The 21,115-nt window shown below is 70.0% G+C and carries 23 protein-coding genes; 13 read left to right on the top strand and 10 right to left on the bottom strand.

The features are described 5' to 3' along the window. The first annotated feature begins 38 nt into the window (after nucleotides 1-38). Nucleotides 39-875: a prohibitin family protein gene (locus tag EV671_RS03585; protein ID WP_132569923.1), complete on the top strand. Its 837-nt coding sequence runs from the start codon at nucleotides 39-41 to the stop codon at nucleotides 873-875. Here the strand turns inward: EV671_RS03585 and EV671_RS03580 are convergent, their stop codons facing one another. The 7 genes from EV671_RS03580 to EV671_RS03550 form a co-directional block, all read right to left on the bottom strand. Continuing rightward, a complete protein-coding gene (locus EV671_RS03580; protein WP_132569922.1) occupies nucleotides 876-1,499 on the bottom strand; it encodes a YitT family protein in 624 nt (207 codons plus the stop codon). It abuts the gene before it with no gap. Further along, on the bottom strand, nucleotides 1,496-1,714 hold the full coding sequence (locus EV671_RS03575) for a DUF2788 domain-containing protein (protein ID WP_132569921.1): 219 nt from the start codon (nucleotides 1,712-1,714) through the stop codon (nucleotides 1,496-1,498). The genes EV671_RS03580 and EV671_RS03575 overlap by 4 nt, the downstream gene beginning before the upstream one ends. A gap of 4 nt (nucleotides 1,715-1,718) precedes the next feature. Then, entirely contained in the window at nucleotides 1,719-2,513 is a 795-nt protein-coding gene (locus EV671_RS03570; protein WP_132569920.1) for a DUF2189 domain-containing protein, read from the bottom strand. A 74-nt stretch (nucleotides 2,514-2,587) separates the two neighbouring features. After that, nucleotides 2,588-3,643 carry a tRNA 2-selenouridine(34) synthase MnmH gene (gene mnmH, locus EV671_RS03565; protein WP_132569919.1) on the bottom strand — a complete coding sequence of 352 codons (1,056 nt, stop codon included), beginning with the start codon at nucleotides 3,641-3,643 and terminating at the stop codon, nucleotides 2,588-2,590. Continuing rightward, nucleotides 3,640-6,228 carry a [protein-PII] uridylyltransferase gene (locus EV671_RS03560; RefSeq protein WP_132569918.1) on the bottom strand — a complete coding sequence of 863 codons (2,589 nt, stop codon included), beginning with the start codon at nucleotides 6,226-6,228 and terminating at the stop codon, nucleotides 3,640-3,642. The genes mnmH and EV671_RS03560 overlap by 4 nt, the downstream gene beginning before the upstream one ends. Before the next feature lies 1 nt (nucleotide 6,229). Continuing rightward, the gene (map, locus tag EV671_RS03555; RefSeq protein WP_132569917.1) at nucleotides 6,230-7,051 is read right to left on the bottom strand and encodes a type I methionyl aminopeptidase; all 822 of its coding nucleotides are present in this window, start codon (nucleotides 7,049-7,051) and stop codon (nucleotides 6,230-6,232) included. Between the two features lie 12 nt (nucleotides 7,052-7,063). Continuing rightward, the gene (locus tag EV671_RS03550; protein ID WP_132569916.1) at nucleotides 7,064-7,888 is read right to left on the bottom strand and encodes an undecaprenyl-diphosphate phosphatase; all 825 of its coding nucleotides are present in this window, start codon (nucleotides 7,886-7,888) and stop codon (nucleotides 7,064-7,066) included. A 122-nt stretch (nucleotides 7,889-8,010) separates the two neighbouring features. Between EV671_RS03550 and EV671_RS03545 the strand changes: the two genes are divergently transcribed. From EV671_RS03545 to EV671_RS03535, 3 genes are all read left to right on the top strand, one after another. Beyond that, a complete protein-coding gene (locus tag EV671_RS03545) occupies nucleotides 8,011-8,646 on the top strand; it encodes a TetR/AcrR family transcriptional regulator (RefSeq protein WP_243655560.1) in 636 nt (211 codons plus the stop codon). A 60-nt stretch (nucleotides 8,647-8,706) separates the two neighbouring features. Beyond that, nucleotides 8,707-9,360 carry a protein-L-isoaspartate O-methyltransferase family protein gene (locus EV671_RS03540; RefSeq protein WP_132569914.1) on the top strand — a complete coding sequence of 218 codons (654 nt, stop codon included), beginning with the start codon at nucleotides 8,707-8,709 and terminating at the stop codon, nucleotides 9,358-9,360. Nucleotides 9,361-9,506: 146 nt separating this feature from the next. Beyond that, the gene (locus EV671_RS03535; RefSeq protein WP_132569913.1) at nucleotides 9,507-10,862 is read left to right on the top strand and encodes a TolC family outer membrane protein; all 1,356 of its coding nucleotides are present in this window, start codon (nucleotides 9,507-9,509) and stop codon (nucleotides 10,860-10,862) included. Nucleotides 10,863-10,911: 49 nt separating this feature from the next. Here the strand turns inward: EV671_RS03535 and EV671_RS03530 are convergent, their stop codons facing one another. Next, nucleotides 10,912-11,766, bottom strand: coding sequence for an MBL fold metallo-hydrolase (locus tag EV671_RS03530; protein ID WP_132569912.1), 855 nt, complete (start codon nucleotides 11,764-11,766; stop codon nucleotides 10,912-10,914). A 56-nt stretch (nucleotides 11,767-11,822) separates the two neighbouring features. Between EV671_RS03530 and EV671_RS03525 the strand changes: the two genes are divergently transcribed. From EV671_RS03525 to EV671_RS03505, 5 genes are all read left to right on the top strand, one after another. Continuing rightward, nucleotides 11,823-12,146 (top strand): ArsR/SmtB family transcription factor, encoded by a 324-nt coding sequence (locus EV671_RS03525; protein WP_132569911.1) that lies wholly within the window; start codon nucleotides 11,823-11,825, stop codon nucleotides 12,144-12,146. Then, nucleotides 12,143-12,571: a YeeE/YedE family protein gene (locus tag EV671_RS03520; RefSeq protein ID WP_132569910.1), complete on the top strand. Its 429-nt coding sequence runs from the start codon at nucleotides 12,143-12,145 to the stop codon at nucleotides 12,569-12,571. Before EV671_RS03525 ends, EV671_RS03520 begins: the two co-directional genes overlap by 4 nt. A 10-nt stretch (nucleotides 12,572-12,581) precedes the next feature. Beyond that, complete coding sequence (locus tag EV671_RS03515; RefSeq protein WP_132569909.1) at nucleotides 12,582-12,998, top strand: DUF6691 family protein; 417 nt, start codon at nucleotides 12,582-12,584, stop codon at nucleotides 12,996-12,998. Between the two features lie 16 nt (nucleotides 12,999-13,014). After that, a complete protein-coding gene (gene yaaA, locus EV671_RS03510; RefSeq protein WP_132569908.1) occupies nucleotides 13,015-13,788 on the top strand; it encodes a peroxide stress protein YaaA in 774 nt (257 codons plus the stop codon). 270 nt (nucleotides 13,789-14,058) lie between these two features. Next, complete coding sequence (locus EV671_RS03505; protein ID WP_132569907.1) at nucleotides 14,059-14,901, top strand: 2OG-Fe(II) oxygenase; 843 nt, start codon at nucleotides 14,059-14,061, stop codon at nucleotides 14,899-14,901. A 24-nt stretch (nucleotides 14,902-14,925) separates the two neighbouring features. Here the strand turns inward: EV671_RS03505 and EV671_RS03500 are convergent, their stop codons facing one another. Together EV671_RS03500 and EV671_RS03495 are read right to left on the bottom strand one after the other, a co-directional pair. Beyond that, nucleotides 14,926-15,867, bottom strand: a complete 942-nt coding sequence (locus EV671_RS03500) for a DUF3667 domain-containing protein (protein ID WP_132569906.1) — start codon at nucleotides 15,865-15,867, stop codon at nucleotides 14,926-14,928. Continuing rightward, on the bottom strand, nucleotides 15,864-16,418 hold the full coding sequence (locus EV671_RS03495) for a LuxR C-terminal-related transcriptional regulator (RefSeq protein WP_132569905.1): 555 nt from the start codon (nucleotides 16,416-16,418) through the stop codon (nucleotides 15,864-15,866). The genes EV671_RS03500 and EV671_RS03495 overlap by 4 nt, the downstream gene beginning before the upstream one ends. A gap of 81 nt (nucleotides 16,419-16,499) precedes the next feature. On the opposite strand from EV671_RS03495, the gene EV671_RS03490 reads away from it, so the two are divergent. The 4 genes from EV671_RS03490 (at nucleotide 16,500) to EV671_RS03475 (ending at nucleotide 21,091) form a co-directional block, all read left to right on the top strand. Continuing rightward, nucleotides 16,500-17,264: a CoA transferase subunit A gene (locus EV671_RS03490; protein ID WP_132569904.1), complete on the top strand. Its 765-nt coding sequence runs from the start codon at nucleotides 16,500-16,502 to the stop codon at nucleotides 17,262-17,264. 3 nt (nucleotides 17,265-17,267) lie between these two features. Continuing rightward, nucleotides 17,268-17,906 carry a 3-oxoacid CoA-transferase subunit B gene (locus tag EV671_RS03485; RefSeq protein WP_132569903.1) on the top strand — a complete coding sequence of 213 codons (639 nt, stop codon included), beginning with the start codon at nucleotides 17,268-17,270 and terminating at the stop codon, nucleotides 17,904-17,906. Nucleotides 17,907-18,009: 103 nt separating this feature from the next. After that, nucleotides 18,010-19,701 carry a DUF1800 domain-containing protein gene (locus EV671_RS03480; RefSeq protein ID WP_132569902.1) on the top strand — a complete coding sequence of 564 codons (1,692 nt, stop codon included), beginning with the start codon at nucleotides 18,010-18,012 and terminating at the stop codon, nucleotides 19,699-19,701. Nucleotides 19,702-19,711: 10 nt separating this feature from the next. Further along, nucleotides 19,712-21,091, top strand: coding sequence for a DUF1501 domain-containing protein (locus EV671_RS03475; protein ID WP_132569901.1), 1,380 nt, complete (start codon nucleotides 19,712-19,714; stop codon nucleotides 21,089-21,091). Nucleotides 21,092-21,115: the final 24 nt, after the last annotated feature.

Genomic DNA, 21,115 nt, shown 5'->3' with positions numbered 1-21,115 from the left:
CGAGCCCGGGCAGGGCCGGTAACGGCAGGGAGACCTTGATGAGCTTCGAGTCCAACCGCTTTCCCAGCGGTCTTTTGCGTCTGATCCAGATCGTCGTGGCGATCGGCGTGCTGTGGCTGCTGGCGCCTTACGGCATCGTGCCGGCCGGCACGCGCGGCGTGATGACGACCTTCGGCAAGCCTTCGGACGACGTGCTGGACGAAGGCATACACCTGCGCTTCCCGCTGGCCCAGAGCATCCACCTGCTCGAGACGCGCGTGCAGAAGAGCGAGGGCGAGGGCGATGCGGCGTCCAAGGACCTGCAGGCCGTGCACACGCGCGTGGCTATCAACTACCACCTGGAGCCGCATCAGGTGGCCCAGGCCTTCAAGGCCATCGGCCCCAGCACCGAGGTGATCGCGGACCGCATCATCCTGCCCGCCGCGCAGGAGTCCATGAAGGCCGTCACCGCCCGCTTCACGGCCGAGGAACTGATCACGCGGCGCACCGACGTGCGCGAGGGCATCGCCTCGCTGCTGCGCGAGAAGATGCAGCGCCACGGCCTGGTGTTGGACGAGTTCGCCATCGTCAACTTCCGCTTCTCCGACAGCTTCTCCAAGGCCATCGAGGCCAAGGTCGGCGCCGAGCAGGACAAGCTGCGCGCCGAGCGCGACCTGCTGCGCATCCGCGTCGAGGCCGAGCAGAAGGTGACGCAGGCCAAGGCCGAGGCCGAGTCGCTGGCCCTGCAGCGCGCCCAGGTCACGCCCGAGCTGCTGAAGCTGCGCGAGGTCGAGAACCAGCGCGCGGCCATCGCCAAGTGGAATGGCGTGCTGCCGACGACCACCTATGGCCAGGTGCCGCTGATCGGCATCGCCGCCGCCGCTGCGGCGAAGTGATCAGGTCGCCATGTAGCGGCCGGGCCGGTGGTTGATGGCCAGGGCCGCGTTGATGGCCGCCATGCCGAGCAGCGACAGCGCGATGCGCGGCCAGGGCACCCAGGGCAGGCCGGCGAGCAGGATGGCCGCGTCCAGGCCAGCCTGCATATAGCCGGCGCGCCAGCCGCGCGTCTCCTGCAGCCACAGCACCAGCACGTTCAGCCCGCCGAGCGAGGCGCGGTGGCGGAACAGGATCAGCATGCCGGCGCCGATCAGCAGGCCGCCGCCCACCGCCGCGAACAGCGGGTTCAGCGTGTTGATGCTGAGCCAGTGCGGCAGGGCCTCGGACAGGGCCGCCATCAGCGTGACGGCGATGACGGTCTTGACCGTGAAGGCCCGGCCCATGCGCCGCCAGGCCAGACCGTAGAAGGGCAGGTTGATGGCGAAGAACAGCGCGCCGAAGGGCCAGCCGCTGGCGTAGTGGCCGAGGAAGGCGATGCCCACCGTGCCGCCGCTGAGCATGCCGGCTTGCTTGAACAGCGCCACGCCCAGGGCCGCGAACAGCGTGCCGGTCAGCAGGGCCTGAACATCCTCCAGCCGGCTGTGGCGGAAGCTGCGGCTGATGCGTGCTGCGGCGTCTTTCATCCGATGTGGCCCGCCAGGAAGAACTTGATGACGCCCTTGGCCGCGAAGCCGACCAGGCCGAAGCCCAGGCCCAGCAGCAGCACGAAGGTGCCGAAGCGCCCGGCCTTGGACTCCCGCGCCAGCTGCAGGATGATGAAGACCATGTAGAGCATGAAGGCCCCGACCCCGAAGGTCAGGCCGAACTGGGCGATCTGCGCTTCCGTGTAGCCAAACATCGCGCTAGTCCTGGCGGCGCGTCACGAGGTCGCGGTAGGCATGCCAGCTGGCGTGGCCCAGCCAGGGCAGCACGACGACGAGGCCGAGCAGGGCCGAGGCCATGCCTGCCAGCGTCAGCCCCATCAGCAGCGCGGCCCACAGCGCGATGGGGGCCGGGTGCTCCAGCACGACGCGCCAGCTCGTCAGCACGGCGCCGAAGACGCCGAGCTTGGTCTGCGGCTGGTCCAGCAGCGCCGGGATGGCGACGACGCTGGACGCGAACACCGGCGCGGCCAGCACGGCGCCCAGCGCGAGCCAGAGTTCGAAGAGGTGGGAGCCGTCGTTCAGCACGATGAGGACGAGGAAGTCGTGCGGCGTGCGCACGGGCGTAGGCGCGAAGCCGGCGATCAGGCTGGCGGAGCTCATCACCCAGCCGGTGCCGGCGAAGGCCAGCAGCACGCCGAAGACGATGAGGCGGCCGTCACGTGGACGCCAGGCCGCGCGCAGCGTGTGCCAGCCGGGCCGGCCGCCGAGGTCGAGCTCGCGGCTGCAGGCATAGAAGCCCGTGGCCAGCACGGGTGCGACGAGCAGGAAGCCGCTGAAGGCGCCCGACAGCAGCCAGAAGCGTTCGCGCGCCCACCACCACAGCAGCGCGCCGAAGGCCGCCATCAGCGCGCCCTGAGCGAGGGAGACCAGCGGCATCTGCCAGAGGTCCTGCCAGCCGCGCGCCAGCCAGCCCAGCGGCCGTAGCAGCGGAATGGGCCGCACGCCGAAGGCCTGCGACTCGCGCAGCGCCTGTTCAGTGAAACGATGGGGCATAGCACGCCAGTGTCGCCGCAGCGCGGCGGCGCGGGCTTGACGAGGCTCAAGCTCCTGCGAGGCCGCAGGGGGGATCAGCCCTGCAGTAGGGCCTGGGCGGCGGCTTTCAACGTCCGGGCGTCGGCGGAATCGACGGGCAGATGGCGGGCCCGTGCGAGCGCCGGGAAATGGCCGCGCAACGAGCGCTCGTAGCCGGGGTCGTAGTGCTCGCGCATCAGCGCCGCGAACACGCCGGCCCAGTCGCCGCTGCGGGCCTGGGCCTGCCAGGCGGCGACGCGGGCATGGCCGCGCAGCTCGACGAGGCCGTCCAGCGCGCTGCAGAAGGTGTCGGGGTCGGTGCCGAAGTGGCCGTAGTCCTGCAGCAGCAGCTCGACACGGGCCGCCTCGGGCATCTCGATCCAGATGCAGAGGCCCCGCTCGCCGCGCATGGCCGCGAGCAGGGCCTCGGGCACGGCGATGCGGCCGATCTTGCGGCTCTCGCTTTCGACGAAGACGGGCCGCGCCGGGTCCAGCGCGCGCAGCGCCGCCCACAGCTGGCTGTCGAAGGCCTTCTGGCTGGGCTGGGGGGCGTCGGGCAGGGCGCCGAGCACGGAGCCGCGATGCGCGGCCAGGGCTTCGAGGTCCAGCACCTGGGCGCCCTCCAGAGCGAGTGCGTGCAGCAGCCGCGTCTTGCCGCTGCCGGTGCGCCCGCACAGCACCTGCCAGCTGAAGCCGGCGGGCAGGGCGGCGAGGTCGTCGCGGACGCGGGCGCGGTAGGCCTTGTAGCCGCCGGTCAGCTGGCGCGAGCGAAAGCCGATCTGGCCGAGGAACCAGTGCATCGACCCGGAGCGCTGGCCGCCGCGCCAGCAGTACACCAGCGGGCGCCAGGTCTTGGGCAGGCCGCTGGTGCTGGCTTCGATGTGGCGGGCGATGTTGCGTGCGACGAGGGCGGAGCCGAGCTTGCGGGCCTCGAAGGGCGAGCTGGCGTAGAGCAGGCCCACGTCGTGGCGCTCCTGGTCGTCCAGCACCGGCCAGTTCAGCGCGCCGGGCATGTGGTCTTCCGCGAACTCGGCGGGCGAGCGCACGTCGATGATGGCGTCGTAGCGGTCGAGCTCGGCGACCGCCTCGGTGATGGTGGTCGTATAGCTCATGCAGGCAAGGAGACGGCGTCCAGCAGCTCGCTCTCGATCTGCAGCTGGGCCTTGTTCTGCTGCAGGGCCGGGCCATCGAGCAGGAAGGTGTCTTCCACGCGCTCGCCCAGCGTCGACACCTTGGCCAGCTGCAGGTTGATGCCGTGGCGGGCCAGCACGCGGGCGATGGCGTAGAGCAGGCCGGCGCGGTCGCTGGTGGAGATGGTCAGCAGCCAGGCGGTGGCGCGCTCGTCGGGCCGCAGCGAGATGCGCGGCATATAGGGAAAGCTCTTGACGCGCCGCGACAGCCGCCCGCGCCGCGGCTCGGGCAGCGGCCCGTCGGCCTGCAGCGCGAGGGCGAGCTTCTGTTCCACCAGCGGCACGAGGTCGCGGTGATGCACGTCGGCCTCGGGGCGGATGACCTGGAAGGTGTCCAGCGCATAGCCCTTGCGGGTCGTGTGCACCTTGGCGTCGAGGATGCTGAAGCCGGCGCCGTCGAAATAACCGCAGATGCGGGCGAACAGGTCCTGCTGGTCGGGCGCATAGACCAGCACCTGCAGGCCCTCGCCGATGGGCGAGGGGCGGGCGCGCACGACCGGCACCTGGGTCTCGACATGGCGCCAAAGCGAGCGCGCATGCCAGGCCAGTTCGGCGCCGTCGTGGCGCGCGAAATAGCTGACGGCCAGCGTCTTCCACAACGGCTCCTCGGTGCCGGGCAACTGCGAGTGCAGGGCCAGGTCCTGGCGGGCGTCGGCCTTGCGGGCCTCGATCTCGGCGTCGAGGTTGATCCTGGCGCCGCCCAGCGCGCGCAGCGTGATGCGGTAGAGGTCCTCCAGCAGCTTGCCCTTCCAGGCGTTCCAGACCTTGGGGCTGGTGCCGCGGATGTCGGCCACGGTCAGCAGGTAGAGGGCCGTGAGGCGGCGCGCGTCGCCCACCTTGGCAGCGAAGGCGCCAATGACCTCGGGGTCGGCCAGGTCCTCCTTCTGCGCGACGCGCGACATCGTCAGATGGTGCTCGACGAGGAAGCCGCACATCGCCGTGTCGTCCGCGCCCAGGCCGTGCTGGCGGCAGAAGCGGCGCACCTCGACGGCGCCGAGTTCGGAGTGGTCGCCGCCGCGGCCCTTGGCCACGTCGTGGAAGAGGGCGGCGATGTAGAGCAGCTCGGGCTGGTCGAACTGCGCGGCGAGCTGCGAGCAGAAGGGGTATTCGTGGGCGTGCTCGGGGATGAAGAAGCGCCGCACATTGCGCAGCACCATCAGGATGTGCTGGTCCACGGTGTAGACGTGGAAGAGGTCGTGCTGCATCTGCCCGACGATGGCGCGGAAGACCCACAGGTAGCGGCCCAGCACCGAAGTCTGGTTCATCAGCCTGAAGGCATGCGTCTGCCCCTCGTGCTGGCGCAGCATGGCCATGAAGGTGGCGCGGTTGACGGGGTCGCGCCGCCAGGCGGCGTCCATCAGGCCGCGGGCGTTGTACAGCGCACGCAGCGTGCTGGCCGACAGGCCCTTGATGCCGGGCGTCTGCTGGTAGACGAGGAAGGTGCGCAGGATGGCGTGCGGGTCCTGCAGGTAGAGGTCGTCCGTCGCGACCTCCAGCATGCGGCCGCGGTCCAGGAACTCGGGATGGCCCTCGACCGGGCGCAGCAGGTCCTGCTGCGAGCCGTTGATCTGCTCCTCCAGGTTCAGCAGCAGGATCTGGTGCAGCTGCGTGACCGCCTTGGCGGCCCAGTAGTAGCGCCGCATCAGCAGCTCGGAGGCGCGCACGGATTCGGTCGCGACGAAGCCGAAGCTCTGCGCCACGGCGGTCTGCTGGTCGAAGACGAGGCGGTCCTCGCGGCGCCCGGCCACCGCATGCAGGCGCGCGCGGATGAGCTTGAGCTGGCCCTCGTTGCGCTGCAGCTGGCGGCTCTCGAACGGCGTGATGAGGCCGCCCTGGGCCAGCGCCTTCCAGGTCTTGCCCAGGCCCGCGGCGCGCGCGATCCACATCAGCATCTGCAGGTCGCGCAGACCGCCGGGGCTCTCCTTGCAGTTGGGCTCCAGCGCATAGGGCGTGTCGTCGAACTTGGTGTGGCGCTGCACCGTCTCCAGCGTCTTGGCGCGGAAGAAGGCCCTGGCGTCCATCGCCTGCATGAAGCGCTTGGCCATCAGGCGAAACAATTTGGCGTCGCCAGCCAGCGCGCGGGCCTCGAGCAGGGCGGTCTGGATGGTCACGTCGCCCTGCGACTCGCTCAGGCATTCGCCCAGCGTGCGCACCGAGGAGCCGATTTCCAGGCCGACATCCCAGCAGGACGTGATGAAGCCCTCGATGGCCGCCTTGGCCGGGCCGGGCACATGGGCCTCGACGCCGTCGGGCAGCAGCACGAGGACGTCGATGTCGGAATGCGGGAACAGCTCGCCGCGGCCATAGCCGCCGACGGCCGCGAGGCAGGCGCCCTCGGGCATGCCGGCCTGGGTCCAGAGTGTGCGCAGCGTGTCGTCGACATGGCGGGCCAGGCGGCGGAGCAGGGTCTGGGCACCGGCCTGTGTGGGCCGGGCGGCCAGGAAGCCGTCGATCAGCGCCTGCTTGCCCGCCTTGAACTGCTGGCGGAGGTCGGCAAGGGTGGCCACGTCAGGCGGCTACCGCTGCGGCCTGCGTGATGAAGGCCGGCGGCGGCGGGCTGCCGGCAGACAGCGTCATCACCTCGTAGCCGGTGTCGGTGACAAGGAGGGTGTGCTCCCACTGGGCCGACAGCGAGCGGTCCTTGGTCACGATGGTCCAGCCATCGCCCATCTCCTTGATCTCGCGGCGGCCGGCGTTGATCATGGGCTCGATCGTGAACATCATGCCGGGCACGAGTTCGTCCAGCGTGCCAGGGCGGCCGTAGTGCAGCACCTGGGGCTCTTCGTGGAAGACGCGGCCGATGCCGTGGCCGCAGAACTCGCGCACGATGGAAAAACCCGCGTTTTCGGCGAAGGTCTGGATGGCGTGGCCGATGTCGCCAAGGCGCGCACCGGGGCGGACTTTTGCGATGCCCTTCCACATGGCCTCGTAGGTGAAGGCGCACAGCCGCTTTGCCGCGATGGAGCCCTCGCCGACGACGAACATGCGGCTGGTGTCGCCATGCCAGCCGTCCTTGATGACGGTGACGTCGATGTTGACGATGTCGCCGTTCTTCAGCGGCTTGTCGTTCGGGATGCCGTGGCAGACCTGGCTGTTGACCGAGGTGCAGATCGACTTGGGGTAGGGGATGTAGCCCGGCGGGCAGTAGTTCAGCGGCGCGGGAACGCCCTGCTGCACGTTGACGATGTGGCCATGGGCGAGCCGGTCCAGCTCGTTGGTCGTGACGCCCGGCTTGACGTGGGGCGTGAGCATGTCGAGCACTTCCGACGCGAGGCGCCCGGCGATGCGCATGCCCTCGACATCGGCAGCGGTCTTGATCGTGATGGCCATCAACCAATTATCTCAGTCCGCCCAGACGACGGTCCCCGTAATCCACGTGGCCAGCACGACGATGCCGAAGGCGATGCGATACCAGGCGAAGGCCACGAAGGTATGGGTGGACACATAGCGCAGCAGCCAGCGTACGCAGGCCCAGGCGGCCAGGAAGCTGACGATGAAGCCGACGGCGAACATCGGGAAGTCGGTCATCGACAGCGCATGGCGCTCCTTCCACAGGCTGTAGCCGCCGGCCGAGATCAGCGTCGGGATGGCCAGGAAGAAGGAGAAGTCGGTCGCCGCCTTGCGCGACAGGCCCAGCAGCATGCCGCCGATGATGGTGGCGCCTGAGCGGCTGGTGCCGGGGATCATGCCCAAGCATTGCACGAAGCCGACCTTGACCGCGTCCAGTGCCGTCATGTCGTCCACGCTCTGGATGCGCGGTTGCGGCTTGGCCACCTTCTCGACCCACAGGATGATCAGTGCGCCGACGATGAAGGCGCCGGCCACGACCGGGGCATTGAAGAGGTGGGCCTTGATGGCCTTGTAGACCGTCAGGCCGACGATGGCCGCCGGCAGGAAGCCGAGGAAGACGTTCAGCACGAAGCGGCGCTGCTTGTCGCTGCTGGCCAGTCCGGTCAGCGCCTCGCGGATGCGCGCCCAGTAGACGATGAAGACGGCCAGGATGGCGCCGCTCTGGATGGCGATGTCGAAGACCTTGGACTTGGCGTCGGTGAGGCCCAGCAGGCTGCCGGTCAGGATGAGGTGGCCGGTCGACGAGACCGGCAGGAACTCGGTGAGCCCCTCGACGATACCCATGATGGCGGCTTTGATCAGCAGGATGACATCCACGTAAAGGCTCCAGGCGAACTCAACGAAAGCGGCGCAGTGTAGCCAGCGCATTCGTCATGACCTTGCCGCCGGCTGGCGTGGCCGGATACATTACTGACCCTCCGGTCATTAACGCTGCCACCTTGGCCAACGCCACCCCCCGCCAACGCCGCAAGGACGCCCGCCCGCAGGAACTGCTGGCCGCGGCGGTGGACCTGTTCGTCGAGAAGGGCTTTGCCGCCACCCGCAGCGAGGAGGTGGCCGCCCGCGCCGGCGTCGCCAAGGGCACGCTCTACCGCTACTACCCGAGCAAGGAAGAGCTGTTCAAGGCCGTCGTGCACGAGAACCTGGGCGTGCACATCGCCGAGTCGGCCGCGCTGGCCGCGCAATACCAGGGCTCCATCGCCGAGCTGCTGGCGCAGATGATGCAGGCCTGGTGGGCCAAGGTCGGCGAGGGCAACGCCGGCGGCATCAGCAAGATCATGCTGGTGGAGGCCAGGAACTTTCCCGAGCTGGCGCAGTTCTATGTGGACGAGGTCATCGCGCCGTCCAAGGCCCTGCTCGGCGGCCTCGTCGAGCGCGGCATCCGCGCCGGCGAGTTCCGCGAGGTGCCCATCGAGGCGACCGTGCACATGCTGATCGCGCCCATGCTGCACCTGATGCTGCACGAGCATTCGTTTGGCGAGTACGACGTCTGCGCGCCGTCCATGGGCGCGGCCCAGATGCTGGAGGCGCAGATGTCGCTGCTGCTGCACGGCCTGCTCGCCCGGCCCGGATGACGGGCCCTGGCCTCTAGAATTTTGGTTTTTAGTCCGCCCCATCGCGCCCCGGAGAACAAGATGAACCTCGAACAAGCCCGCTTCAACATGATCGAGCAGCAGATCCGCCCCTGGGACGTGCTCGACCCCCGCGTGCTGGAGCTGCTGCACATCGTGCGCCGCGAGGATTTCGTGCCCGAGGCGCACCGGGCCCAGGCCTTCGTCGACGTCGAGCTGCCGCTGACCGCCACCCGGCGCATGCTGGCGCCCAAGGTCGAGGCCCGTCTGCTGCAGGAGCTCAAGGTGCAGCGCCACGAGAAGGTGCTGGAGATCGGCGCCGCGACGGGGCATCTGGCGGCGCTGCTGGGCCACCAGGCCCAGCGTGTCATCGCGCTGGAGGCCGACGCCGGCCTGGCCGCCCAGGCCGCCGCCAACCTCAAGCGCAGCGGCGCGCTGAACGTGACGGTGCTGAACCAGGACGGCGCCGGCGGCCTTGCAGCCGAGGAACCCTTCGACGCGATCCTGCTGTCCGGCTCGGTCGCCGAGCTGCCGCAGGCGCTGCTGAACCAGCTCAAGGTCGGCGGGCGCCTGGCCGCCATCGTCGGCAGCGCGCCCGTCATGCGCGCCGTGCTGGTCACGCGCACCGGTGCGGGCGAGTTCCGCCGCGTCGAGCTGTTCGACACCGTGGCCGGCCGCCTGCCCGGCTTTGCCGAGGCCCCGGCCTTCAGCTTCTGACGGCCCTGGCGGCATGCAGCCCATCGCCCGAAATCGTCGATTGCGGGCCCCCGGGGCGCAGGTCGTCGCATGCCTTCAGTCACCGGAATGCTTTGCGTCTATAACCCCGGCCGCTGCCTAAATCACTGTTCCAGCCAAGGAATCCCATGCCCTTCGTCCATGCCCGCCGCCTGACCCTGCAACCGCTGGCACTCGCCGCCGGCCTCCTGCTTGCCGGCGCGGTCCAGGCCCAGAGCCTGCAAGAGCTCTACGACGCCGCACGGGGCTATGACGCCACCTACCTGGCGGCCAAGGCCACGGCCGACGCCGCCGCCGCGCGCGCGGCCCAGGCCGACGCGCTGGTGCGGCCGACGCTGGGCCTGTCGGCCACGGGCACTCAGGCGCGCACCGAGCCGCCGAGCGGATCGGGCCCGACCGGCATCAACAGCACGACGCTGACGGCCGGCCTGCAGGGCAGGTATTCGGTCTACAACGCCGCCAACACGCCGACCATCGACAAGGCCAAGCGCGGCTATGCCGCAGCCCAGGCCGACCTGGAGACGGCCGAGCAGGACCTCATCGTGCGCCTGGCCACGGCCTACTTCGACGTGCTGGCCGCCAAGGACGCGCTGACCACCTCGCAGGCCAACAAGGCCGCCATCGCCGAGCAACTGGCCTCGGCCAAGCGCAACTTCGAGGTCGGCACCGCCACCATCACGGACACGCGCGAAGCCCAGGCCCGCTACGACCTGGCCGTGGCCCAGGAGCTGGCCGCCGACAACGACCTGCGCGTGAAGCGCGTGACGCTGGACCAGTTCGTCGGCCGCGTCGGCGTCGAGCCCAAGGGCCTGGCCACGCCGGTGGCCCTGCCGGCCCTGCCCAGCGACAACGTCGACACCTGGGTGGCCACCGCCGACGACCAGCACCCCGGCATCCGCAAGGCGCGCCTGGGCCTGGAGGTCGCCCAGCTCGACACGCAGATCGCCCGCGCCGCCGACAAACCCACGCTGGATGCCAGCGCGACGCTCGGTGGACAGAACCTGCACAACAGCCTGAACGGCGCCGCGGCGACGGCTTCGGGCGTGGGCACGAGCAAGTCGGCCAGCCTCGGCCTGACCTTCACCTACCCGATCTACACCGGCGGCCTGAACCAGAATCGCATCAAGGAGACCCTGGTGCTGGAGGAGAAGGCCCGCAACGACCTCGACTTCGCGCGCCGCAGCGTCTCCGAGGCCACGCGCCGCGCCTTCTTCGGCGTGCAGTCGCTGAAGGCCCAGGTCAGTGCCTTCGAGGCGGCCGAGTCGTCCACCAAGCTGGCGCTGGAGGCCACGCAGCTGGGTTACAAGGTCGGCGTGCGCGTCAACCTCGACGTGTTGAACGCCCAGACCCAGCTCTACACGACCCAGCGCGACCTGGCGAAGGCGCGCTACGACGTCGTCGTCAACGGCCTGAAGCTGCGTCAGGCCTCGGGCCAGCTGCGCGCCGAGGACGTCGGCGCCGTCAACACGCTGCTGGTCAGGTAAGCCGCCGCGATCGGGCCCCGCCATGACGCGGGGGCTTCATGAGCGCGGCTCAGCGGCCGGGCAGGGCGTTGAGCGGGATGCGCAGATAGGCCACGCCGTTGGCCTCGGCCGGCGGCAGCTGGCCGGCGCGGATGTTCACCTGCAGGGCCGGCAACATCAGCGCCGGCGCGCCCAGCGTCGCGTCGCGGGCGCGGCGCATCGCGACGAACTCGGCCTCGCCCACGCCGTCGCGGACATGGATGTTGGCGGCGCGTTGCTCGGCCACCGTGCTCTGCCAGTGCGCCTCGCGGCCGGCGGGATAGTCGTGGCAGACGAACAGGCGTGTCTCGGGCGGCAGGGCCAGCAGGCGCTGCACGGAACGGTAGAGCTGGCCCGCGTCGCCGCCGGGGAAGTCGGTGCGCGCACTGCCGAGGTCGGGCATGAAGAGGGTGTCGCCGACGAAGACGGCGTCCTCGACCTGGTAGGCCAGGTCGGCCGGCGTGTGGCCGGGCACGAGCAGGGCCGTGGCCTCCAGGCTGCCGATGCGCAGGCGCTCGCCGTCGCGCAGCAGGCAGTCGAAGCCGTCGTCCGCCACGGGCTGGTTGAAGAGGCGGCCGAACGTGGCCTGCACGCCGCGGATGTGTTCACCGATCGCGATCAGGCCGCCGGCCTGGCGCTTCAGATAGGGCGCGGCGGACAGGTGGTCGGCGTGCGCATGGGTTTCCAGCACCCACTGCAGGCTCAGCCCCTGCGCGCGCAGATAGGCCAGCAGCGCGTCCGCCGAGCGCGTGGACGTGCGGCCGGCGGCGGCGTCGTAGTCCAGCACCGGGTCGATGACCGCGGCCTGGCGCGTGGCCGGGTCGTGCACGACATAGCTCACCGTGCCGGTGGCGGGGTCGTGGAAGGCTTGGATGGCGACGGGCATGCGGCTGTCCCTGGGCGGCGAAGGTGATTATTATATTTATCGATATAATGTTTGTCATGCCGAAAGCTGGGCCCCTGGACGTCGACGCGCTGCGTGCCGCCGTGGGCGAGGCCGTGGCGGCGCTGAAGGCGCTCGGCAACCCGGAGCGCCTGCTGCTGCTGTGCCGGATGTCGCAGGGCGAGGCCAGCGTGGGCGAGCTGGAAGAGGCGCTCGGCATCCATCAGCCCACGCTGTCCCAGCAGCTCGGGGTGCTGCGCCGCGAGGGCGTGGTCGACACGCGGCGCGACGGCAAGAAGGTCTTCTACCGCGTCGCCGACCAACGCCTGCTGACCCTGCTGGGCACGCTCTACGCGCTCTACTGTCCGAAGGAAGAAACATGACGCTGAACTGGCCGGCCTTCACGCCGGGGAGCGCGCTGGCGGGCGGCGTGCTGATCGGCCTCGCTGCGGCGCTGCTGGTGCTGCTGGGCGGGCGCATCGCCGGCATCAGCGGCATCCTGGGCGGCCTGCTGCGACGCGTGCCGGGCGAGCGCGCCTGGCGCCTGGCCTTTATCGTCGGCCTGGCCGCCGCGCCCTGGCTGTATGCCGCGTTGGCAGCACCGCTGCAGCCGCGCATCGACACCGGTTGGGCCACGCTGCTGCTCGCGGGCCTGCTGGTGGGCATCGGCACGCGCTATGGCGCGGGCTGCACCAGCGGCCATGGCGTCTGCGGCCTGTCGCGGCTGTCGCTGCGCTCGGCGGTCGCGACGGCGACCTTCATGGCGGCCGGTTTCGCGACGGTCTTCGTCGCGCGGCATCTGTTTTGAGGAGGGCGGCATGGGCGTCGTCGTCGCGGCTCTGGCGGGCCTGGTGTTCGGCCTGGGGCTGATCGTCTCGGGCATGGTGCAGCCGGCCAAGGTGCTGGGCTTTCTCGACCTGGCCGGCGCCTGGGACCCGTCGCTCGCCTTCGTGATGGCGGGTGCCATCGCCGTCGGCCTGCCGGCCTTCGCGCTGGCGGCGCGCCGGCGCGAAACCTTCCTCGGCCTGCAGATGCAGCTGACGAAGTCCTCGCTGATCGACCGCCGGCTGGTGGGCGGCAGCCTGCTGTTCGGCATCGGCTGGGGGCTGGCGGGCCTGTGCCCGGGACCGGCCCTGGTGGTGGCCGGCAGCGGCGGCCTCAAGGCCCTGGGTTTCGTCGCGGCCATGGTGGCCGGCATGGGTCTGTTCGAGCTGCTGGAGCGGTACAGGCGCTGAGACAAAATCCGCGCCCATGCTGTTCCTGCTCTCGCCCGCCAAGTCCCTCGACTACGACACGCCGACGCCGCCCGAACTGGCCGATGCGCTGACCCGCCCCCAGTTCCTGGCCGACAGCGCCGCGCTGATCGACATCCTGCGCGGCAAGAGCGTCGCCGACGTGCAGGCGCTGATGGACCTGTCCGAGCCGCTGGCCCGGCTGAATGTGGAGCGCTATGCCGCCTGGCGCCCGCGCTTCACCGAGCACAACAGCAAGCCGGCCGTGCTGGCCTTCAACGGCGATGTCTACGACGGTCTGGACGCGAAGACGCTGTCCGCCGGCGACCTCGACTGGGCGCAGCAGCATCTGCGCATGCTGTCGGGGCTGTACGGCATCCTGCGCCCGCTGGACCGCATGCAGCCCTACCGCCTGGAGATGGGCACGCGGCTGGCCAACCCGCAGGGCGCCAGCCTCTACGACTACTGGGGCGACCGCCTGGCCCTGCACCTGAACAAGCTGGCCAGGGGCGAAAAGGCGCCGGTCATCGTGAATCTCGCCTCGCAGGAATACTTCCGCGCGGCCGACCGCAAGGCGCTGAAGCCGAGGGTCGTGGACTGCCAGTTCGAGGACTGGAAGAACGGCGACTACAAGATCATCAGCTTCTTCGCCAAGCGCGCCCGCGGGCTGATGGCGCGGTTTTGCGTCAAGAATCGCATCGAGACGCCCGAGGGCCTGCAGGCCTTCGACCTCGACGGCTACCGCCTCGCGCCCGAGGTTTCCGCTCCCGATCGACTCGTCTTCCGCCGGTAGGAGGCTGTCGGGCTTGGGGCCGGGTGCGCGTTGGGTCTGCAAGAGGGCTGAGGCTAGGCGACGACGACGCTGCGGGCTCGCGCCCGCGAGGAGGGGCAACAACGTCTCAGCCCTCTTGCAGGCCCAACCCGAAGGGCCGAGGCGATTTGCGTGGCAATTCGTCGTTACCGGCTCGTTGTTGGGGAGAATCCAACGCCTCGCCGGCGCCTAGCCTTGCCCCGCAACTCGCCTCGGCGCACACCCGGCCCCAAGCCCGATAGCCTCCTAGCCATGAGCCAGCAAGTCATCACCCCCGAACTCTGCGAGTGGATCGCCGACCAGAGCCGCGTCGGCCATGCGTCCGAGAGCATCCTGGCCGCGATGCTGGGCAGCGGCTGGGACGAGGCCGTCGCCCGCCAGGCGCTGGCGCGCACGCTGGGCCAGTCCGCCACGCTGACCGCGCCGCCCGGTACGACGCCCGGCCTGCCCGAGCCCGACCTGAGCCGCTTCACACCCGTCATCGACGCCGGCGACCGCCAGGTCAAGGTCGTCATGGCGCTGCGCCAGCCGCGCGTCGTCGTTTTCGGCGAGTTGCTGAGCGAGGAGGAGTGCGACGGCATCATCGCCCTCGCCACCCAGCGCCTGGCGCGTTCCGAGACGGTGGCCACCGGCGCCGAGGGCAGCGAGGTGAATGCGGCGCGCACCAGCGACGGCATGTTCTTCGAGCGCGGCGAGGCCGAACTGATCCAGCGCGTCGAGGCCCGCATCGCGGCGCTGCTGCGCTGGCCGCTGGACCACGGCGAGGGCTTGCAGGTGCTGCGCTACCGGCCGGGGGCCGAATACCAGCCCCACTACGACTATTTCGACCCCGGCCATGTCAGTACGCCGGGCATCCTCAGGCGCGGCGGCCAGCGCGTCGGCACCCTGGTCGTCTACCTGAACACGCCGGTAGCCGGCGGCTCGACCATCTTCCCGGACATCGGCCTGGATGTCGCGCCCGTCAAGGGCAATGCGGTGTTCTTCAGCTACGACCGCCCGCACCCGGCCACGCAGACCCTGCATGGCGGCTCGCCGGTCGTCGAGGGCGAGAAGTGGGTGGCGACCAAGTGGCTGCGCCAGGGCGTCTTCACCTGACCCGGTAAACCTCTGCCGGAGGGCTCAGGACGTCATCGCGATCAGGGCGGCAAACGCCACCAGGGCCGCGATCAGCAGCACGAAATAGCCGGTCGACACCAGCACGCCGCGCCAGACGGCGCCCCACCAGCCCAGGCCGTAGACGCGGCGCATCGCCACCAGCCCGTGCAGGAAGACGGCGGACATGATCGTGCCCTCCAGCTCGGTGACCTGCAGCAGCAGCAGCGCCAGGAACCACAGGCTGTGGCTGTGCAGCGAGAACACGAAATGCTCGGCATAGCGGCGCCCGCTGCCCGCGAACATCGCCAGCAGCAGCGCGGCGAATATCGGCTGCATGGCCAGCATGCCGTAGGGGGCGAGGGCGCGTGCGCGGGTTGTCCATTGCTCACGCGTCATGCTCTGGCCCTTGCCGACGAGGCGGCCGAGCCAGCGCTGGGTGGAGCCGCATTTGCCGGGAGGCGCGGAGTCGCAGGAGTTCTGCTGCGTGCCCGTCGCGCTTTCGGGCGGCAGGCCCGCCGCGCTGGCCGCCGCCGCGGCCGTTTCCGCCGGCGTCGCATTGGGCTTCACGCGCAGCGTCACGGGCTTGCCCGCCACGGCCGGCTGTTCGGCCTGCACGCCCTTCTCGGGCGCGTCGGCGGCATCCTCGTGGGACAGCAGATGCGAGCCGACGAAGAACAGGAAGCTCATGCTCAGATAGACCCGCAGCGGCAGCACATAGCGGCGCCGCTGGCCGTGGAAATAGGCGGTCGTCAGGTGGCCGGGCAGGCAGACCAGGGCCCACAGCGTGCGCCACAGCGGGCCGTCGAAGGCGACGTAGTGGCCCAGGTATTCGGTGAACATCTCGCGCACCGAGGGCGGATGCAGGTCGGTCTCCTGGCCGCAGTGGCCGCAGTAGGCCGGTCGCGGCGTTGCCAGCGTGTAGTGGCAGTTGCGGCAATAGGGCAGCTCGGGCGCGTGGTGACTCATGCGGACAGCAATTTGTGGATCAGCTCGGGCGTGCTGCCCGCCTGGTATTTCTTCATCAGCCGGCCGCGGTAGATGTCCACCGTGCGCGGGCTCACGCCCAGGCGCCGGCCTACAGCCTTGCTGGTCAGGCCCTCCACCAGCAGCGCGGCGATCTCGCGCTCGCGTGGCGTCAGGTCGGCCGTGATCTGGCGCCGGGCCGACAGGTCCTCGAAGCCCCAGATGCCGCGCGCGTGCGGGGCCGCGGGGTCGAGGGCACGGCCGGTGACATGGCACCAGAACAGTTCGCCGCCACCCAGTCGCCGCATCACGCGGTCGTCCGCGTAATGGCCCTGCGCGTCCAGGCTGGCCACGATGCGCTCGCCCGTGCGCTCGAACTCGGCGGCGCTGGGGTACATCACGGCGAAGCTCTGGCCCACGAGCTGCTCGCGCGTCGCGCCGAAGATGCTCAGCACGCGCTCGTTGCAGTCGACGATCTGGCGCTGCGCCGACAGCACCAGGCCGATCGGCGCGAGCAGGAAGGCGCTGCGGTAGTCGAGGGTGGCGGGTTCCACTTAGGCGATCTTGCGTAATCGACGGCTGAGGGCGCGCGATAGTACCCTTGCGGGCGTTGCTAACCGCGAGGAGACAGTGGCATGAACAAGGTGTACCCGAGCGCCGAGGAGGCGCTTCGCGGCGTCGTGAAGGACGGGCAGATGCTGGCCGTCGGCGGCTTCGGCCTGTGCGGCATCCCCGAGGCGCTGATCGGCGCGCTGCGCGACAGCGGCGTCAAGGACCTGACGGTTATCTCCAACAACGCCGGCGTGGACGGCTTCGGCCTCGGCCAGCTGCTGACCACGCGCCAGATCCGCAAGATGATCTCCAGCTACGTCGGCGAGAACAAGGAGTTCGAGCGCCAGTACCTGGCCGGCGAACTGGAGCTGGAGTTCACGCCCCAGGGCACGCTGGCCGAGAAGCTGCGCGCCGGCGGCGCCGGCATCCCGGCCTTCTTCGTGCGCACCGGCGTGGGCACGCTGATCGCCGAGGGCAAGGAGGCGCGCGAGTTCGACGGCCACACCTACATCCTCGAGAAGGCCCTGGTGCCCGACGTGTCCCTGGTCAAGGCCTACAAGGCCGACAAGAGCGGCAACCTGGTGTTCCGCCGCACGGCGCGCAATTTCAACCCGGCCGCGGCCATGGCCGGCAAGCTGACCATCGTCGAGGTGGAGCAGCTCGTCGAGACCGGCACCATCGACCCGGACGACGTGCATCTGCCGGGCATCTATGTGCACCGCATCGTCGTGAACGCCAACCCCGAGAAGCGCATCGAGAAGGTGACGCTGTCGCCTTCTAAAGACAAGGGGACAGACCGCCCGAGCGAAGCGAGTAGCTCGGTCTCCCTCACTTCAAAAAAGGACTGAGCCATGGCCTGGACCCAAGACCAGATGGCCGCGCGTGCGGCCCAGGAGCTGGAGGACGGCTTCTACGTCAACCTCGGCATCGGCATCCCGACGCTGGTGGCCAACCATGTGCCGACCTCCAAGGAGGTCTGGCTGCAGAGCGAGAACGGCATGCTGGGCATCGGCCCCTTCCCGACCGAGGACGAGGTCGACGCCGACCTCATCAACGCCGGCAAGCAGACGGTGACGACGCTGCCCGGCTCCAGCATCTTCGGCAGCCACGACAGCTTTGCGATGATCCGCGCCGGCAAGATCAACCTCAGCATCCTCGGCGCGATGCAGGTCAGCGCCAAGGGCGACCTGGCCAACTGGATGATTCCGGGCAAGATGGTCAAGGGCATGGGCGGGGCCATGGACCTGGTCGCCGGCGTCAAGCGCGTCATCGTGCTGATGGAGCATGTGGCCAAGAAGAAGGACGGCAGCGAGGACCTGAAGATCATCCCCAACTGCACGCTGCCGTTGACCGGCGTGGGCGTCGTCGACCGCATCATCACGGACCTGGGCGTCTTCGACGTGACGCCGCACGGCATCAGCGTCGTCGAGCTGGCCGAGGGCGTGACGCGCGAATTCGCGCAGAGCAAGACCGGGGTTCCGTTGCTCTGAGGTAAAGCACACGCTTTGTCCCCATTTCAGGGGCCTCGACGGGTCGGCGCAAGCCGGCCCGTTTGCGTTGGGCCATCCTCCGCGCACCTGGAGTGAGGACCCCATGCACCCACCGCCATCGCCCGAGGCAGAGGCCGTTGCCGCCGCCGCCGCGCCAACCGCAGCCGACCTGAATCCTGCCCTGGCCGCCGCCACGGCCGCCGCGGCCCTGCTCGCCGCCTGCGGAGGCGGCGGCAGCGCACCGACACCCTCACCGCCGCCCCCTCCACCGCCGCCCAGCATCGGCGATGCCGATGCGGCCCGCTTCCTGGCCCAGGCCGGCTTTTCCGCCAGCAGCGCCGACATCGCCACCGTGAAGGCCGGCGGTTATGCTGCTTGGCTGGACGCGCAGTTCGCGCTGCCGGCGAGCGACGGCCACTTCGACTGGATGGTGGCCAACGGCTATGCCGTCGTCGCCCACCGCAACGATTTCGGCGGTGCCGACAACACGCTGTGGCGCAAGCTGATGACGGCGCCGGATACGCTGCGCCAGCGCGTCGTGCTGGCGCTGAGCGAGATCTTCGTCATCTCGATGAACGGCCTGCCGGTGAGCTGGCGCGGCTTCGCCGTCGCGGCCTATGTGGACATGCTGGAGCAGCGCTGCTTCGGCACCTACCGCGACCTGCTGGACGCGGTCACGCTGTCCTGCGGCATGGGCGTCTACCTGGCGATGCGCGGCAACCTGAAGGAGGACCCGGCGACCGGCCGCGTGCCCGACGAAAACTACGCCCGCGAGGTGATGCAGCTGCTCTCCATCGGCCTCTACCAGCTCAACGCCGACGGCAGCCCCAAGCTCGACGGCGCCGGCAAGCCCGTCGAGACCTACCACCAGAGCAATATCACCGACCTGGCCCGCGTCCTCACCGGCTGGGACTTCGACGGTGCCAGCAGCACCGACCCCGGCTTCATGAAGAAGCCGATGGTCAACAACCCGGCGCGGTTCTCCACCGGCGCGAAGAAGGTGCTGGACGTCGACATCCCCTCGACCGCCGACGGCCCCGGCGCGCTGAAGATCGCGCTGGACACGCTGGCCAACCATCCCAACGTCGGCCCCTTCATCGGCCGCCAGTTGATCCAGCGCCTCGTGGCCAGCAACCCCAGCGCCGCGTTCGTGGCGCGGATTTCCGCGGTCTGGGCCGACAACGGCGCCGGCGTGCGCGGCGACCTGAAGGCCGTCATCCGCGCCATCCTGCTGGACAGCGAGGCGCGCACCGTGCCCACGGGCCTGGGCGCCGGCAAGCTGCGCGAACCGGTGCAGCGCTTCATCCAGTGGGGGCGAAGTTTCGGTGTCAGCTCGCCCAATGGGCTGTGGAATATCGGCGACACCACCAACCCCGCCACCCGCCTGGGCCAGAGCCCGCTGCGCAGCCCCACGGTGTTCAACTTCTTCCGCCCCGGCTATGTGCCGCCCAACTCCCAGCTCGGCAGCAACGGCGTCACGGCGCCCGAGTTCCAGCTTTGCAACGAGAGCACGGTGGCCGGCTACCTGAACTTCCTGCAGTCGGCCATCGCGAGCGGCGTCGGCGACGTCAAGCCCAGCTACACGACCGAACTGACGCTGGCCGCGGACGCGCCCAGCCTGGTGGCCAACCTCGCGCTGCGCCTGGGCGGCGGCGGCATCTCGGCTGCGACCCAGGCCACCATCGCGACGGCCGTCGCGACGATCAGCGCGAGCACCGATGCCGGCAAGCTCGGCCGCGTGCAGGCCGCCATCCTGATGCTGATGGCCTGCCCCGAATATCAAATCCAGAAATAAGGGGCCGACCATGAAGCTCAACCGACTCCCCGAACTGCAGCGCCGCGAATTCCTGCGCCGCGCCTCGGCCCTGGGCCTGGCCGGCGCGGCCGCGCCGCTGGCCTTCAACCTCGCCGCCCTCGGCGAGGCCGCGGCGGCCACCGCGCCCGGCGACTACAAGGCCCTGGTCTGCGTCTTCCTCTACGGCGGCAACGACTACGGCAACACCTTGGTGCCCTACGACCAGCCCAGCTACGACGCCTATGCGGCCATCCGCCTGGCCCTGGCCACGCCGCGCGACCAGCTCGCCGCGACGGCCCTGGGCCTGAGCGTCGGCAGCCGCCAGATGGCGCTGGCGCCCCAGCTCGGCAAGCTCAAGAGCCTGTGGGACAGCGGTCGCCTGGGGGTGCAGCTCAACGTCGGCACCCTGGTGCAGCCCACCACGCTGGCCCAGTACAAGGCCCAGAGCGTGCCGCTGCCGCCCAAGCTGTTCTCGCACAACGACCAGCAGTCCGTCTGGCAGAGCAGCTCGCCCGAGGGCGCGACGACGGGCTGGGGCGGGCGCATGGGCGACCTCTTCCTGTCCGGCAACGGCACGTCCACCTTCACCTGCATCAATGCCTCGGGCAACGCCGTCTTCATGGCCGGCCGCCAGGCCGTGCAATATCAGGTGTCCACCAGCGGCGCCGTGCCCATCAACGGCATCATGAAGCCGCTCTACGGCTCGCAGGCCTGTGCCGATGCGCTGCGCGGCCTCATCACCGCGGGCGACCGCAGCCACTGGATGGAGGCCGAGCTCAACCGCGTCGTCACGCGCTCGGTCAGCGCGCAGAGCGTCGTCACGGCCGGCCTGGCCGGCGTGCCGGCGCTGACGACGGCCTTCGACACCACCAGCAGCCTGTCCAACCAGCTGCTGATGGTGGCCAAGCTCATCGCCGCCCGCCAGGCCCTGGGCGCGACGCGCCAGGTCTTCTTCGTGTCGCTGGGCGGCTTCGACCTGCACGACTTCCTCGTCGCCCAGCACCCGGGCCTGCTGACCGCCGTCGACGACGCGCTGGCCAGCTTCTACGCGGCCACGGTGGAGCTGGGCGTGGCCAGCCAGGTCACCACCTTCACGGCCAGCGACTTCGGCCGCACGCTGACGAGCAATGGCGATGGCTCCGACCACGGCTGGGGCAGCCACCACTTCGTGCTGGGCGGCGCGGTGCAGGGCGGCCGGTTCTGGGGCAGTCTGCCCTCGGTCAGCATCAACGGGCCCGACGACGTCGGCCAGGGCCGGCTGCTGCCGACGACGGCCGTCGACCAGCTCGGCGCCACGCTGGCGACCTGGATGGGCGTCAGCGCCACTGATCTGGCCAGCGTGATGCCGCAGATCGTCAATTACAGCCAGCGTGACATGGCTTACTTTTGAGATCGGTGCTGCAGGGCGACCGTT

Origin of the sequence: Roseateles saccharophilus (assembly GCF_004342485.1) — a bacterium.
Lineage (GTDB): Bacteria > Pseudomonadota > Gammaproteobacteria > Burkholderiales > Burkholderiaceae_C > Pelomonas > Pelomonas saccharophila.
Note: the sequence above shows the minus strand (reverse complement) of the source record. Positions and strands in the feature narration are given on the sequence as shown.